Annotated in this window: 14 protein-coding genes and 1 pseudogene; 11 read left to right on the top strand and 4 right to left on the bottom strand. The window is 58.6% G+C overall.

The window, feature by feature from the left end:
• The first annotated feature begins 121 nt into the window (after positions 1-121).
• Positions 122-1,024 carry a DMT family transporter gene (locus C4J94_RS22650; RefSeq protein WP_124388148.1) on the top strand — a complete coding sequence of 301 codons (903 nt, stop codon included), beginning with the start codon at positions 122-124 and terminating at the stop codon, positions 1,022-1,024.
• A gap of 94 nt (positions 1,025-1,118) precedes the next feature.
• Here C4J94_RS22650 and norR read toward each other — a convergent pair whose 3' ends face one another.
• Positions 1,119-2,663, bottom strand: a complete 1,545-nt coding sequence (gene norR / locus C4J94_RS22645) for a nitric oxide reductase transcriptional regulator NorR (RefSeq protein WP_124388147.1) — start codon at positions 2,661-2,663, stop codon at positions 1,119-1,121.
• 147 nt (positions 2,664-2,810) lie between these two features.
• On the opposite strand from norR, the gene hmpA reads away from it, so the two are divergent.
• Positions 2,811-3,992, top strand: coding sequence for an NO-inducible flavohemoprotein (gene hmpA / locus C4J94_RS22640; RefSeq protein ID WP_124388146.1), 1,182 nt, complete (start codon positions 2,811-2,813; stop codon positions 3,990-3,992).
• 208 nt (positions 3,993-4,200) lie between these two features.
• Positions 4,201-4,707, top strand: coding sequence for a disulfide bond formation protein B (locus tag C4J94_RS22635; protein WP_124388145.1), 507 nt, complete (start codon positions 4,201-4,203; stop codon positions 4,705-4,707).
• Between the two features lie 472 nt (positions 4,708-5,179).
• Here the strand turns inward: C4J94_RS22635 and C4J94_RS28030 are convergent.
• A pseudogene (locus tag C4J94_RS28030) lies at positions 5,180-5,470 on the bottom strand (hypothetical protein).
• A gap of 27 nt (positions 5,471-5,497) precedes the next feature.
• Here C4J94_RS28030 and cyoA point away from each other — a divergent pair.
• The 6 genes from cyoA (at position 5,498) to queC (ending at position 11,179) form a co-directional block, all read left to right on the top strand.
• Positions 5,498-6,439: a ubiquinol oxidase subunit II gene (gene cyoA, locus C4J94_RS22625; RefSeq protein ID WP_124388144.1), complete on the top strand. Its 942-nt coding sequence runs from the start codon at positions 5,498-5,500 to the stop codon at positions 6,437-6,439.
• 3 nt (positions 6,440-6,442) lie between these two features.
• Positions 6,443-8,461, top strand: coding sequence for a cytochrome o ubiquinol oxidase subunit I (gene cyoB, locus C4J94_RS22620; protein ID WP_124388143.1), 2,019 nt, complete (start codon positions 6,443-6,445; stop codon positions 8,459-8,461).
• A gap of 3 nt (positions 8,462-8,464) precedes the next feature.
• Entirely contained in the window at positions 8,465-9,091 is a 627-nt protein-coding gene (locus tag C4J94_RS22615) for a cytochrome o ubiquinol oxidase subunit III (protein WP_010206435.1), read from the top strand.
• On the top strand, positions 9,091-9,432 hold the full coding sequence (gene cyoD / locus C4J94_RS22610; RefSeq protein ID WP_010206434.1) for a cytochrome o ubiquinol oxidase subunit IV: 342 nt from the start codon (positions 9,091-9,093) through the stop codon (positions 9,430-9,432). Before C4J94_RS22615 ends, cyoD begins: the two co-directional genes overlap by 1 nt.
• A gap of 11 nt (positions 9,433-9,443) precedes the next feature.
• On the top strand, positions 9,444-10,331 hold the full coding sequence (gene cyoE, locus C4J94_RS22605) for a heme o synthase (RefSeq protein WP_003176002.1): 888 nt from the start codon (positions 9,444-9,446) through the stop codon (positions 10,329-10,331).
• Positions 10,332-10,480: 149 nt separating this feature from the next.
• Positions 10,481-11,179: a 7-cyano-7-deazaguanine synthase QueC gene (queC, locus tag C4J94_RS22600; protein WP_124388142.1), complete on the top strand. Its 699-nt coding sequence runs from the start codon at positions 10,481-10,483 to the stop codon at positions 11,177-11,179.
• Positions 11,180-11,313: 134 nt separating this feature from the next.
• Here queC and C4J94_RS22595 read toward each other — a convergent pair whose 3' ends face one another.
• Together C4J94_RS22595 and C4J94_RS22590 are read right to left on the bottom strand one after the other, a co-directional pair.
• Positions 11,314-12,192, bottom strand: coding sequence for a queuosine precursor transporter (locus C4J94_RS22595; protein WP_124388141.1), 879 nt, complete (start codon positions 12,190-12,192; stop codon positions 11,314-11,316).
• Entirely contained in the window at positions 12,179-12,781 is a 603-nt protein-coding gene (locus C4J94_RS22590) for a helix-turn-helix transcriptional regulator (RefSeq protein WP_124388140.1), read from the bottom strand. The genes C4J94_RS22595 and C4J94_RS22590 overlap by 14 nt, the downstream gene beginning before the upstream one ends.
• 275 nt (positions 12,782-13,056) lie before the next feature.
• Between C4J94_RS22590 and C4J94_RS22585 the strand changes: the two genes are divergently transcribed.
• Both C4J94_RS22585 and C4J94_RS22580 read left to right on the top strand, forming a co-directional pair.
• Positions 13,057-14,142 (top strand): pyridoxal phosphate-dependent aminotransferase, encoded by a 1,086-nt coding sequence (locus tag C4J94_RS22585; protein WP_124388139.1) that lies wholly within the window; start codon positions 13,057-13,059, stop codon positions 14,140-14,142.
• A gap of 65 nt (positions 14,143-14,207) precedes the next feature.
• The gene (locus tag C4J94_RS22580; RefSeq protein WP_256657583.1) at positions 14,208-15,047 is read left to right on the top strand and encodes a LuxR family transcriptional regulator; all 840 of its coding nucleotides are present in this window, start codon (positions 14,208-14,210) and stop codon (positions 15,045-15,047) included.
• Positions 15,048-15,114: the final 67 nt, after the last annotated feature.

Here is a 15,114-nt window from a genome sequence, read left to right as displayed (position 1 = left end):
CTTTTGCATCCTACTCCGCCGCCAGGGCGCTGTGATCCCCGCCCCCGACAAAAGCGCAAGAATGTGCAAGAGATCCGTACGCCATGAGGGCGACACTGTGGCTCTATCACCGGAGCCTGTTATGAACCTTTTCCTGTACTTACTCACTGTGCTGATCTGGGGCACCACCTGGATCGCACTCAAATGGCAGTTGGGCGTGGTGGCAATTCCCGTGTCGATCGTTTATCGCTTCGCCCTGGCGGCCCTGGTGCTGTTCGTGCTGTTGCTGCTCAGCCGCCGGCTGCAAGTGATGAACCGGCGCGGGCACCTGATTTGCCTGGCGCAGGGCCTGTGCCTGTTTTGCGTCAACTTCATGTGTTTTCTCACCGCCAGCCAGTGGATCCCCAGCGGGCTGGTGGCGGTGGTGTTTTCCACGGCGACCTTGTGGAACGCACTGAACGCCCGTGTGTTTTTCGGCCAGCGCGTCGCACGCAATGTGTTGATGGGCGGCGGCCTTGGCTTGCTCGGCCTGGGCTTGCTGTTCTGGCCAGAGCTTGCCGGCCACGCCGCCAGCCCGCAAACCCTGCTCGGCCTGGGCTTGGCGCTGTTGGGCACGATGTGTTTTTCGGCGGGCAATATGCTTTCCAGCCTGCAGCAGAAAGCCGGGCTGCGGCCCTTGACTACCAACGCCTGGGGCATGGCCTATGGCGCGGCGATGCTGGCGGCCTATTGCGCCGTGCGCGGTATTGCGTTCGAGATGGACTGGAGCGCACGTTACCTGGGGGCCTTGTGGTACCTGGTGATTCCGGGCTCGGTGATCGGCTTTACCGCCTACCTGACACTGGTGGGGCGCATGGGCCCGGAGCGGGCGGCGTATTGCACGGTGTTGTTTCCGGTGGTGGCGCTGAACGTGTCGGCATTTGCGGAGGGCTATCAGTGGACGGCACCGGCGCTGGCGGGGTTGGTGCTGGTGATGCTGGGTAATGTGCTGGTGTTCCGTAAGCCTAAGGGTGTGAGCCCGGTCTTCAAGGCCAAGACAGTCTAAATGTGGGAGGGGGCTTGCCCCCGATGGCGGTGGGTCAGTTGCCAATGTGCTGGCTGACACACTGCTATCGGGGGCAAGCCCCCTCCCACATTGGTTATTTCATTCCAAGGCGCTTGGCCATGCGGCCGAGGTTGGCGCGGTCCAGGCCCAGTTCGCGGGCGGCGCCGGCCCAGTTGTGGTGATGGCGTTCCAGGCAGGCGTTGATGATCTGGCGCTGGTAGTGCTCGGTGGCCTGGCGCAGATCGCCGGTGACTTCGGTGACGGCGGCGGCCGGTGCTTCGACGGCTGTTGCACTGACATCAGGCAGATCCAGATCCGCAGCACTCAGGCTCAGAATTTTCGGCCGTTCGCGGCAGTGACCCAAAGCTTTGAGTGCACTGCGTCCGATCAGGTGTTCCAGCTCACGCACATTGCCCGGCCAGTCGTAGGCCAGCAGCGCCGCCTGGGCATCGCTGGTCAGGCGCAGGCTGCCCAGGCCCATGCGTGAGCGGTTCTGTTCCAGAAAGAAGCCAGCCAGCAGCAACACATCGCGCCCGCGTTCGCGCAACGCAGGCACCTGCAGCGGGTAGACGCTCAAACGATGGTAGAAGTCGGCGCGGTAGCGGCCATTGCGCACCTCTTCGGCCAGGTCTCGATTGGTGGCAGCGATCAAGCGTACATCCACCTGATGCTCCTTGTCCGACCCCAGGCGCTGCAACTGGCCGCTTTGCAACACCCGCAGCAGCTTGGCCTGCACGGCCAGCGACAGCTCGCCCACTTCATCGAGGAACAGCGTGCCGCCATTGGCCAGTTCGAATTTGCCTCGGCGTTCATTCAGCGCACCGGTGAAGGCGCCGCGCACATGGCCGAACAGCTCGCTTTCCACCAGGGTCTCGGGCAGCGCGGCGCAGTTGAGGCTGATCAGGGGCTTGTCGGCACGCGGCGACGCAGCGTGAATCGCTTGGGCGACCAACTCCTTGCCGACCCCGGTTTCACCGGTTATCAGCACGGTCAGGTCGCTGCCGCCCACCAGTTTGATTTCCTCGATCAGGCGTTTGTGCGTCTTGCTCTGGCCGATCATTTCTGTGTGTTGCTGGCCGCTGGCCTGGCGATAGATCTCGGCGCGCTGGTGCTCGTCTTCGGCGCGCAACGCCAGGCGTTCAATGCGCTCGGCGACGTTGACCGTGGCCGCGGCGAGGCTGGCGAAGGCTTGCAGGGCGTCGAGTTCGACCCGTTCGAAACGCTCGGTGTCCAGAGCATCCAGGGTCAGCAGGCCCCATGGCTGATCATCGATAAACAGCGGGCAGCCCATGCAGTCGTGAACTTCCAGATGCCCGTGCAGGCCGTCGACCAGGCCGTCATAGGGGTCGGGCAATTGGCTGTCGCTGTCGAAGCGGGTAGGGCCGGGGCTACTCAGCAGCACCTCGAAACGCGGGTGTTCGCTGATCTTGAAGCGTCGGCCCAGGGTGTCGGCGCTCAAGCCGTCCACGGCCAGCGGCACCAGCCACTCGCCCTCCAGGCGCAGCAACGCGGCGGCATCACACGGCAGCAAGGCGCGCATGGCTTGCAGCAGGCGTCGATAACGCTCGCCTTCGGGCAGTTCCCGTGACAAGTCAGCGACCAGGGGCAGCAGTGTGGTGAGCAACGATTGTGCGGTCATAATGACTCCTTGTAGTCCTTGTGACTATAAGCTGTAGGAGGTCAAACTGACTACATGAGTTTTAACTGGCTGAAAAATAAAGATTTATGAGTTGGCACGATTACTGAGTACCTAAACGCAATGAGTTAAAAGACCTAGGAGTCTCCCATGCTGAGTGCCCAAGACCGTGCCATCGTCAAATCCACTGTGCCCCTGCTGGAAAGTGGCGGCGAAGCGTTGATCACCCATTTCTACCGCATGATGCTGGCCGAATACCCTGAAGTGCGCCCACTGTTCAACCAGGCCCACCAGGCCAGCGGCGACCAGCCCCGTGCCTTGGCCAATGGCGTGCTGATGTATGCGCGGCACATCGACCAGCTGGACCAGCTGGGCGATCTGGTGGCCAAGATCATCAACAAGCACGTGGCCCTGCAGATCCTGCCGGAACACTACCCGATCGTCGGGGCCTGCCTGCTACGGGCGATTTCCGAAGTACTGGGCAGCGAGATTGCCACCCCGCAGGTGATGAGTGCCTGGGGCGCGGCGTACGGCCAGTTGGCGGATATCCTGATCGGCGCCGAAGCGGCGATCTACGAGGAGAAAGCCCAGGCGCCCGGCGGCTGGCGCGGTGCGCGGCCGTTCCTGCTGGTCAAGCGCGTGGAGGAGAGCGACGAAATCACCTCGTTCTACTTCGCCCCGGCGGACAACGGCCCGATCCTCGAGGCTGCTCCGGGCCAGTACATCGGCATGAAACTTAAGCTCGATGGCGAGGAAGTGCGGCGCAACTATTCCCTGTCGGCGTTGAGCGATGGCGGCCTGTACCGCATCAGCGTCAAACGCGAAGCCGGTGGGCGCGTGTCCAACTACCTGCACGACCAACTGCATGTCGGCGCGAGCATTGACCTGTTCCCGCCTTCGGGTGAATTCACCCTGGTCGCCAGCGATAAGCCGTTGGTACTGATCAGCGGCGGGGTGGGCATCACGCCCACCCTGCCGATGCTCGAAGCGGCACTGGCCACCGAGCGCCCCGTGCACTTTATCCACTGCGCGCGTAACGGCGGGGTGCATGCATTCCGTGACTGGGTAGACGCCCTGGCGGCCCGGCACCCGCAGCTCAAGCGCTTCTACTGCTACGCCGAGGATGACGGCGTGAGCCCCGCAGCGGACACGGTCGGCCTGCTGAGCCAGGAGCAACTGGCGGCGTGGTTGCCCGAGCAGCGTGACATCGATGCCTACTTCCTGGGCCCTAAAGGGTTCATGGCGGCGATCAAGCGCCACCTCAAGGCCCTGGGCGTACCCGAGAAACAGAGCCGCTACGAATTCTTCGGCCCGGCTGCAGCCCTGGAGTAACACGCTTAACAATGTGGGAGGGGGCTTGCCCCCGATGGCGGTGGGTCAGCTGCACATACGCTGGCTGATCCACTGCTATCGGGGGCAAGCCCCCTCCCACATTTAACGCTTCATTTTTGCTGATTAATCCGTTGTTAACCCCTCTCTGTTTTAACGAGTGCCTGTGTGTAAACTTGCGCCATTGGCACAATAGAGAAAGGGAACCGGGATGACTGACGAAATGCGTTTGGGCAGGGAGCGGCGCTTTCTGGTGTTGCTGGGCATCATCTGCCTGGCGCTGATCGGCGGGGCGCTGTACATGCAAGTGGTGTTGGGCGAAGCGCCGTGCCCGCTGTGCATCCTGCAGCGCTACGCCTTGCTGCTGATCGCGGTCTTCGCGTTCATCGGTGCTGCGATGCGCAGCAAAGGGGCGGTCACCTTTTTTGAAGGGCTGGTGGTTGTCAGCGCACTGGGCGGTGTGGCTGCGGCCGGTCACCATGTGTACACCCAGTTCTTCCCGCAGGTCAGTTGCGGCATCGACGTGCTGCAGCCGATCGTCGATGACCTGCCCCTGGCCAAAGTGTTTCCCCTGGGCTTTCAGGTCGACGGCTTCTGCAGCACACCCTATCCGCCGATCCTTGGCTTGTCCCTGGCGCAATGGGCGCTGGTGGCGTTCGTGCTGACGGTGATCCTGGTGCCCCTGTGCATCTATCGTAATCGCCACCCCAAAGCCTGACCCCGTTCCATGAAACGCTCCGGTCTCCCTAACGGAAGGCCGGGGCGTTTTTGTTCGCAGGGTTTGTGAAAGAGCCGTGACGGGCAGCAACAAATGGTGCGCGCAGCGTGCGACATGTTGTCACACGAAGGCTGTCGCAGGTGGTTTCTGACCGGCCGAACCGGCCTGTGGATTTGCATCAGCTGCGCAAATTGTGCTGTCAATTCGTGGCTTGGAAGACACCGCGAGGCGCGTGGGGTCCGAGCACGGCCACGCTCTGTAAATGCCTTGTTTTATGGGCACTTCGCTCCGTTTGTTATGCCCTTACCAGCTGTAAGGGGAGTGGCAATCTGCCCAATAGCAGCGCAATTTTTGTGGTTTTTGTTGAGAATTGAACGCGATAAGATCGCGAACCGTTGCAAGAATGGTGAAGGATTATTGCTGTAATCGATAAAAATTATTTCTTTCTCAGACATGGTTTATACATCGCTAGCTAACTACAATCGCCCGCACTGAATGTCCGGTGCTGTTCAATATTTGAGCATTGGAGCGGTCGAGGAGCAGATGGAAGGCTCTGTGCGACCCCAGGTTCCGGCAGCCTTTCAACTATCCGCACCAAATGGAATTGGTCTGTAACAAGGCCTTTAGCCACGAAATCGAATAAGAACTCACCGCAGGTCCGTGAAACGTGCAGCTATGACGTGACGGGCAGGCTCTTATTCAATCGAAGAGAAATGCCAACCCTTGGCAGGGTGAAGTGTTGGCGATCAAAACCCAACTGCATTGCGCAAGCTGCTTTAGAGGTCGTGAGATGAGTAAAAACAGGTACCCCCGATTACTAGGCTTTTTGCCGCTGCTTGGCATGATGTTAATGCTGGGAGGCTGCAAGTGGACCTTGATGGACCCGAAAGGACAGATCGGTCTGGATCAACGAAACCTGATCATCACCGCCACGCTGCTGATGCTGTTGGTCGTGGTGCCTGTGATTATCATGACCTTCGCCTTCGCCTGGAAATACCGCGCGTCGAACACCAGCGCGACCTACGCGCCGAAGTGGTCGCACTCCACCAAGATTGAAATCGCGGTGTGGCTGGTTCCGGTCCTCATCATCATCGCCCTGGGTTACATCACCTATAAGTCGACCCACGAGCTGGACCCGTACCGTCCGCTGGAATCCGACGTCAAGCCGATCAACATCGAAGTGGTCGCGCTGGACTGGAAGTGGCTGTTCATCTACCCGGACCTGGGTATCGCCACCGTCAACGAAATCCAGTTCCCAGAGAACACTCCGCTTAACTTCCGGATCACCTCCGACGCCGTGATGAACTCGTTCTTCATCCCAGCCCTGGGCGGTCAGATCTACGCGATGGCAGGCATGCAGACCCGCCTGCACCTGATCGCCAACGAAAAAGCTGAAATGGAAGGCATCTCCGCGAACTACAGCGGCGCTGGCTTCACCGGCATGAAATTCAAAGCGATCTCGACGAGCCAGGAAGATTTCAACGCCTGGGTAGCCGAAGTCAAGGCCGCACCTAAACAGCTTGATCAAGCTGAATACGACGCCCTGACCAAACCGAGCCAGAACAACCCAGTCGCCCTGTACTCCGCGTACGAGCCGAACCTGTTTCAGAAAATCGTCGACAAGTACGAAGGTATGAAGCCAGGCAAGCCGGTCAAGCACGAGAAGAAAGAAGTGGCCGTGGTTGAAGGTTCTGACACGGGCTCGCATTCAACTGCTGGGGCAGAGGAGTAAACGATGTTTGGTAAATTAAGTTGGGACGCGGTCCCATTCCACGAGCCGATCGTAATGGTGACCATCGCCATGATCGCGCTGGGTGGTCTGGCACTGTTTGCAGCCATTACGTATTTCAAGAAGTGGACCTACCTGTGGACCGAGTGGTTGACGTCGGTCGACCACAAGAAAATCGGTGTCATGTACGTCATCGTTGCCATGGTCATGCTGCTGCGTGGCTTTGCCGACGCCATCATGATGCGTACCCAGCTGGCCATGGCCACCGAGGGTTCGCCTGGCTACCTGCCGCCTGAACACTATGACCAGATCTTCACCGCCCACGGTGTGATCATGATCATCTTCATGGCGATGCCATTCTTCACCGGCTTGATGAACCTTGCCTTGCCGCTGCAGATCGGTGCCCGTGACGTTGCCTACCCGTTCCTGAACTCCCTGAGCTTCTGGCTGCTGGTATCCGGCGTTGTACTGATCAACCTGTCCCTGGGCGTCGGCGAGTTCGCCAAGACCGGTTGGGTTGCGTATCCACCTCTGTCGGGCCTGCAATACAGCCCGGGCGTGGGTGTGGACTACTACATCTGGGCGCTACAGCTATCAGGACTCGGGACGACATTGACGGGGGTCAACTTCCTGGCCACCGTCCTCAAGATGCGCGCCCCTGGCATGAAACTGATGGACATGCCGATCTTCACCTGGACCTGCACCTGGGCAAACGTGCTGATCGTGGCTTCGTTCCCGATCCTGGCCGCTACCATGGCGCTGCTGTCGCTTGACCGTTACCTGGATTTCCACATTTTCACCAATGAACTTGGTGGCAATCCAATGATGTACGTGAACCTGTTCTGGGCATGGGGTCACCCTGAGGTGTACATCCTGATCCTGCCAGCGTTCGGTATCTTCTCCGAAGTGATCTCGACCTTTACCGGCAAGCGCCTGTTCGGTCACCACTCGATGGTCTATGCATCGGGCGCAATCTCGGTACTGGGCTTCATGGTGTGGTTGCACCACTTCTTCACCATGGGTTCGGGTGCCAGCGTCAACGCCTTCTTCGGCCTGGCGACGATGCTGATTTCCATCCCGACGGGGGTGAAGCTATTCAACTGGCTGTTCACCATCTACCACGGTCGTTTGCGCATGACCAGCCAGGTCCTGTGGACCCTGGGCTTCATGGTGACGTTCGCCATCGGCGGCATGACCGGCGTACTGCTGGCCATCCCGGGTGCTGACTTCGTACTGCACAACAGCCTGTTCGTGATCGCTCACTTCCACAACGTGATCATCGGTGGTGCGGTATTCGGTTACATCGCTGGTTTCAGCTTCTACTTCCCGAAAGCGTTCGGCTTCAAGCTGCACGAAGGCTGGGGCAAGGCTGCATTCTGGTTCTGGATCTCGGGCTTCTTCGTCGCGTTCATGCCGCTCTATGCACTGGGCTTCATGGGCATGACCCGTCGTCTGAACGCTACGACCAACCCTGAGTGGGTGCCGTACCTGTACGTCGCCATGTTCGGTGCGCTGATGATCGCTGCCGGCATCGCCTGCCAGTTGATCCAGCTGTACGTGAGTATCCGTGACCGTAAGCAGAACGCTTGCGACTCCGGTGACCCATGGAATGGCCACACCCTGGAATGGTCGACCTCGTCGCCACCGCCGTTCTACAACTTCGCCGTGATCCCGACTGCGAACACTATCGATGCGTTCACCGAAGCCAAGGAAGACGGTACTGCGTACCAGCGTCCCAAGCATTACGAACCGATCCACATGCCAAACAACACCGCCACTGGCGTGGTGATGGGCGCGCTGTTGACCGTGTTCGGTTTCGCGATGATCTGGCACATCTGGTGGCTGGCAATCGTAGGCCTGGTGGGCACTATCGGTTACTTCATCATTCACGCAGCGCGTGATGATCAAGGCTACATGGTGCCGGTCGAAACGATCGAACGCATCGAAGCCGAGCAGCACGCTCGCCTGGTAGCCGAGAAGAAGATCCCGGCCAACCGTGTAGAAACCTCGTTGGAACAGGCTTAAACCATGTCGAACTTAGTGACCAATGCTGGACACGCCCATGTCGATGACCATGGGCACGATGACCATCACCACGACTCGGGGCCGATGACCGTTTTCGGTTTCTGGCTCTACCTGATGACCGACTGCATCTTGTTTGCGTCGATCTTCGCGGTGTACGCGGTACTGGTAAACAACGTAGCGGGTGGCCCGTCGGGCCACGACATCTTCGAACTGCCTTACGTGCTCGGCGAAACCGCCTTGCTGTTGTTCAGCTCGATCACCTACGGCTTCGCCATGTTGGCCTTCTACAAGGGCAACAAGAAAGGCGTACTGAGCTGGTTGGCACTGACCTTCCTGTTCGGCCTGGGCTTCATCGGCATGGAGATCAACGAGTTCCACCTGCTGATCTCCGAAGGCTACGGCCCGCACCGTTCCGGCTTCCTGTCCGCGTTCTTCACGCTGGTAGGCACCCACGGTCTGCACGTAACAGCCGGCCTGCTGTGGATGGCGGTGATGATGTATCAGGTCAATAAACACGGCCTGACCAACACCAACAAGACTCGCCTGAGCTGCCTGAGCCTGTTCTGGCACTTCCTGGACGTGGTCTGGATCTGCGTCTTCACCGTTGTTTACCTGATGGGGACCCTGTAATGGCTAATGCACACTCCCATGACCATGACAGCCATGATGCAAGCCACGGCAGCGTCAAGTCGTACGCCATCGGCTTCATCCTGTCGGTAATCCTGACGCTCATCCCGTTCGGTCTGGTGATGTACCCGACCCTGCCGAAGTCGATCACCCTGATGATCGTACTGGCGTTCGCGGTGATTCAGGTGCTGGTTCACCTGGTGTACTTCCTGCATTTGGATCGTTCCAAAGAGCAGCGCGATAACGTGATTGCGTTCGTGTTCGCAGGCTTGGTCATCCTGCTGCTGGTTGGCTTGTCGATCTGGATCATGTTCAGCATCCATACGTTCATGATGGCGAAGTGAGGTAAAACCCGATGTCGCTTAAGCACTTTATCCAAATCACCAAACCGGGGATCATTTTCGGTAACGTGCTTTCTGTGGCGGGCGGTTTCTTCCTGGCCTCCAAGGGACATGTCGATCTGGCCATCTTCCTGGCTGCGATGATCGGTACGTCCCTGGTGGTTGCTTCCGGTTGCGTGTTCAACAACTGCATCGACCGTGACATCGACATCAAGATGGAGCGCACCAAGAATCGTGTGCTGGTCCAGGGCCTTATCTCCCTGAAACTGGCACTGATCTTCGCGACCGTCCTGGGTGTTGCGGGCGTGGTGTTGTTGTACAAGGTGGCCAATCCGCTGGCGGCGCTGTTTGCCGTGATCGGTTTTGTCATCTACGTCGGCCTCTACAGCCTCTACCTCAAGCGCAAGTCGGTACACGGCACGCTGGTGGGTAGTCTGTCGGGGGCAATGCCGCCGGTGATTGGTTATGTGGCTGTAACCAATAGCTTCGACATGGCAGCGCTGGTGCTGCTGGTGATGTTCAGCCTGTGGCAGATGCCGCATTCCTACGCCATCGCGATTTTCCGCTTCAATGACTACCTGGCTGCGTCGATTCCGGTTCTGCCGGTCAAGCGTGGCATCCAGGTAGCCAAGAAACACATCCTGCTCTACATCCTGGCCTTCCTCGTGGCGACCTTGATGTTGACCTTCAGTGGCTACGCCGGCATGAGCTACCTCGCCGTCGCCGCGGCCATGGGCATGTACTGGTTGTACATGGCCTGGACCGGCTACAAGGCGGTGGATGACACCGTCTGGGCGCGCAAGCTGTTCGTGTTCTCGATCTTCACCATCACCGCGCTCAGCGTGATGATGTCCCTGGATTTCCAAGTGCCGAAAGAGCTGTTGCTGACCTACGCACACTGAGTGGTCTTGCAGTGAAAAGCCCCGCCTTCGGAAGATGCGCGGGGCTTTTTATTGAGTGCTGTGTCAAACGGGATGCGCTGCGTTATCGTTGACGTTTTTCGCGAGCAAGCTCGCTCCTACTTAATTCCACGACTGCGGGAAGCCATGCAATGAGTAAAAAAGCCGTTATGGTGTTCAGTGGCGGGCAGGACTCGACCACCTGCCTGATCCAGGCGCTGAAGCTGTATGACGAAGTGCACTGCATCACCTTCGATTATGGCCAGCGCCACGTGGCGGAAATCGAAGTGGCCCGCAAGCTGGCCAAGCAACTGGGCGCCACCGTGCACAAAGTGATGGATGTGTCGCTGCTCAATGAGCTGGCGATCAGCAGCCTCACCCGCGACAACATCCCCGTGCCGACCGTGAACAGCTCAGGTGAGAGCCTGCCGAGCACCTTCGTGCCGGGGCGCAATATCCTGTTCCTGACCCTGGCCGCGATCTACGCCTATCAAGTCAAGGCGCAGACCGTGATCACCGGCGTCTGCGAAACCGACTTTTCGGGCTACCCGGATTGCCGTGACGAGTTCGTCAAAGCGCTCAACCAGGCCCTCAAGCTGGGCATGGAATACGACGTGCGTCTCGACACCCCGCTGATGTGGCTGAACAAGGCCGAGACCTGGGCCCTGGCCGATTACCATGGGCAACTGGAGCTGGTGCGCGAGCAGACACTGACCTGCTACAACGGCATCATCGGCACCGGCTGTGGCGAATGTGATGCGTGCAACCTGCGCGCGCGAGGCTTGAATGAATACCTGCAGAACAAGGCGGATGTGATGCAAAGCCTCAAGCACAAGTTGCAACTGAAGTAGCTCGATCCAGAGCCAGGTGATCAAATGTGGGAGGGGGCTTGCCCCCGATGAGGCCGTGTCAGTGAATGGATGTTCAGCTGACACACCGCCATCGGGGGCAAGCCCCCTCCCACATGAGCAGCAGCCCATAGAGCTTATGCGCTGGCACTGGTCAGATAGCGTTTGAACAACGAACGCGCCCCATAGGCGGGCAGGATGTTGAAGAACGCAAAGCCGACTTTGATCGCGATCTGTACATAGATCATGCTCAAGATGTCGCTGGTCTGCATGACGCCATAGAAAGCGATAAAGCAGAACAGGAAGCTGTCGATGATCACCGCAAAGAACGTACTGAGGAAAATCCGCAGGTACAGGTATCGGGAGTTGGTCAGTTCCTTGATTTTGCACAGCAGGTAGGAATTGATGTTCTCCGACACCAGGAACGACACCGAAGAGGCGATCAGCACCGACGATACTTGCAGGATCACGTCGTTGTAAGGTCCATCGAGTTTCCAGCCCGGCAACCCAGGCAGGAACGTCGAGCCATAGAGCAGGATGATGATCATCGCGTTACTGGCAAACGCAAACAGAATCGCCCTGCGGGCCAGGCGCAGGCCGAAGTTCTCGTTCAGCAGGTCCACGATCAGGAAGGTCAACGGGTAGAGAAAAGTGCCCGGCGTGACGATGATGCCCATCGATTCCAGGTAAATCGGTTTGGTCGCGGCGATGCTGGTGAAAATATAGAACGTGAACAGCAACAGGTTCAGGATGATGTAGATCATCCACGAGTTTTCATTGCGGTCGTTCATCTCGTACGCGGTGAGTGTGCCGGCCTGTGAGTAGAACTTCTTGTAGAGGTTCTTGATTTCCAGCTTGTTGAAGTTGTCCATCATTTCGCTGTTGAGCACTTCGCTGAGCTTGATCTTGATGACCTTGCCGGTGGCGATCACCATGACCACCGCCAGGCGCTTGTCATTTTCAAAGCCCAGCAGCTTGTATTTGCTGTTTTCAATGCTTGTTTCAGCCGTGGTCATTGAAGCGCTCCTCGAGAATATCGCCGATGACACACAGGCGATCTGAATGTGCACAGGGTTCGAGGCTAATGAACAGTTTTTTGGTGGCACGGTCGTACACCAGCTTTTCCTTGTCGTCGCTGGACGCACCCTTTTGCACGATCAGCAGGTCCCCTGGCTCATTGAGGCCCGGAATCCCGTGTTCCAGCTCTACGCCGATCAAATTGCAGGACACGCCGAAGTAGTACGTCAGCGGAAACAGCGTGGCCAGCTCGCCGATACGCTTGCCCAGGTTCTGCATCAACAGGCTTTCCTTGAGCACCGGCACCGCCGCCGGGTTCATATTGCCCAGCGGAGAAACATTGCTCTCGATGATTTCCTTGGCTTCGAAGTTGATGGTCTCGATTTCTTCGTAGGAGACGCCGAAAAAGTCGGAGATCTTGCGAATGGTCGACTGCTGTACGTTGGCGACCTTGCCCTCCAGGATGTTGTAGATGGTGGTCCTGGTCAGGCCTGCGGCGCTGCTTAACGAAAGCTGGGTTTCGCCGCGACTTTTGATCAAGTACCTGATGTTGCTTTTCAGGTGCTCGGTTTTTTCCCGTCTGTGCATCACGTGCTCACCCGTTCCTTTTTCCTGATCGTCCATTGCCGCGTGAGACCCGCAGCCTAGAGCGTGTCGTGAAGCATTTCTGGCTTCCCGGCGAGGAGTGTTACATGCGTCCTCCTCGACAATAAAGCGTTGAGTGCATCGTGCTGGCAGGTCAGGCGTGGTGGACGGCGCTGGCGTGGCTAAGCGGGTGTTGCTAAATCGGGCGACATTTTCCTCGTCATACTCCTCTGTACGACTCGTACGAATTTCCCGTTCGCCTACAAGGAGTAGTCACCATGGTCAGCGTCAGTCGTCGGTCCCTTCTCGCCCTGGGCGCGGCCTTGCCTGTGCTTGGGCATCTCGATTGGGCGGTCGCCAGCCCTGCGCCGACGGCGTCTGGCCCTGTATTGCTCAATTACAACGAAAGCCCTTATGGGCCATCAAAAGCGGCGCTTGAGGCGATGCAGACGGGGATGGCGGCATCGGGGCGTTATCCTTACCCGCACATGTATGCGTTGGCGGCGCTGTTTGCCCGGCAGCAAGGCATCAACGAGGACAACGTGGCGGTGTTCGCCGGCTCCATGGCCGCTCTGCGCTATGCCGTGTTGGCATTCACCAGCCCGGCCCGAGGCCTGGTGATGGCCACGCCGTCCTACGAAGTTCCTCGCCAGGCCGCCGAATCGAACAAGGCAGCGGTGCATGAAGTGGACCTCAATGCCCAGCATGCCCATGATGTACCGGCCATGCTCGCGGCCAATCCCCAGGCCGGCATGCTGTACCTGTGCAACCCGAACAACCCGACCGGCACCCTGACTCCCACCGAGGCCATCCGCCAGGCACTGGCGAACAAACCCGAAGGCAGCGTGCTGGTGGTGGACGAAGCCTATATCGACTTCTGCGATGCCCCCAGTTGCGTGAGTTGGGTCAAGGATCACGACGATGTGCTGGTTTTGCGCACCTTCTCGAAGATTTACGGTATGGCCGGCGCGCGCCTGGGTTTGGCGATCGGCCATCCCAGGCTGTTGGAGCGCCTGGCGGTGTTCGGCGGCGACAACGTACCGGCCGGCACCAGCCTGCTGGGTGCGCAGGCCAGCCTGGAAGACGTCAAGTTGCTGGGCCAGCGCAAGGCGCTCAATGCCAGCTTGCGTGATGAGACGATCGCTTGGCTCAAGGGCCGGGGCTATGCCTGCACGGCTTCACAGAGCAATTGTTTCATGATCGACGTGAGGCAGCCGGCAGAGCAGGTGGTTGAGCGCCTGGCTGTCCAGCAGGTGCTGGTCGGACGGGTGTGGAAGAACTGGCCGCAGTGGGTGCGGGTGACGGTGGGTAATAAGCAGCAAATGCAGCGGTTTTGCGAGGTGTTCGCGGCACAGATAGCCTGATTGAAAACGGCTGCACCTGCTCGCCGTCGGCTCACCATCGCAAGCACTGGACAAGTTCGCTAGGCGTGTTTCATTCTTTCCCTTGTATAGAGGAATTTTCCTACGGTGTGGGTCGGTTCTGGTCGGAAGCTTACGGATTGAAGCTCTCCTGTCGGATCGTTAACCTCACCCGTTGTCACTCATCAGGGACGATATTCATGCGAAGCGATGGACAAACCAATAACAACACGCTCATGCAACCTGCCGATGTGCATCAATTGCTCGATGCCGAGCTGAGCCGACGTGGCCTCGGGCATTTTGAGGTCTATCAGTGTGGGCCCACGCTGGATGAAGCGGAAATCATCACTAACTACCCCGATGCGCTGGACCGTGGTGACACTGCGGATGACTTTTACCAGCGTGGTCAATTGCTGTCCTTGTCCAAAAACCGCATAAAGCCGTTTTTCTGGAGCGATGAAAACATCCTTGCACCCGCGGCAGAAGCGGTCCCGGTGCCAGGGCCGTGTGCCCCCGTCGCTGAGGGTGCCAGTTTTATCGTGCATGGAAACCGGGGGTTTTATTCCATCCTCAACTTGTGCAGTTTTGGCGAACATCAACAGTTTCGTGATCGGGTGCTCGCCAATAAAAGTGAACTGCAGATGCTGCTGGTCTCGGTCTATGACGAGGCCCTGGAAGCGGCGCAAGCCGTGGTCCCCACAGAAACCGTGCTGACACCTCGGGAGACGGAGGTATTGTCCTGGACCAGCCTGGGCAAGACCTATAATGAAATAGCGCTGCTGGTTTCAATGAGTCCGCGCACGGTCAAGTTCCATATGAAGAATATCTTCAGCAAGCTGGATGTGACCAACGGGAAGTCCGCCATTCGCAAAGCCCTGCAGCTGGGTTATATCCGCCAACAGGCCTGACCCTCAGGCATTTTCTTTATTACCCCCGCGCCCTCCAGTGAATTTTCACCGGAGGGCGCGTGCCTGC

Source organism: Pseudomonas sp. R5-89-07, from assembly GCF_003851685.1.
In the GTDB taxonomy this organism is placed as follows: Bacteria; Pseudomonadota; Gammaproteobacteria; order Pseudomonadales; family Pseudomonadaceae; genus Aquipseudomonas.
The sequence above is the reverse complement of the archived record's forward strand: the minus strand, read 5'-3'. Positions and strand labels throughout refer to the sequence as shown.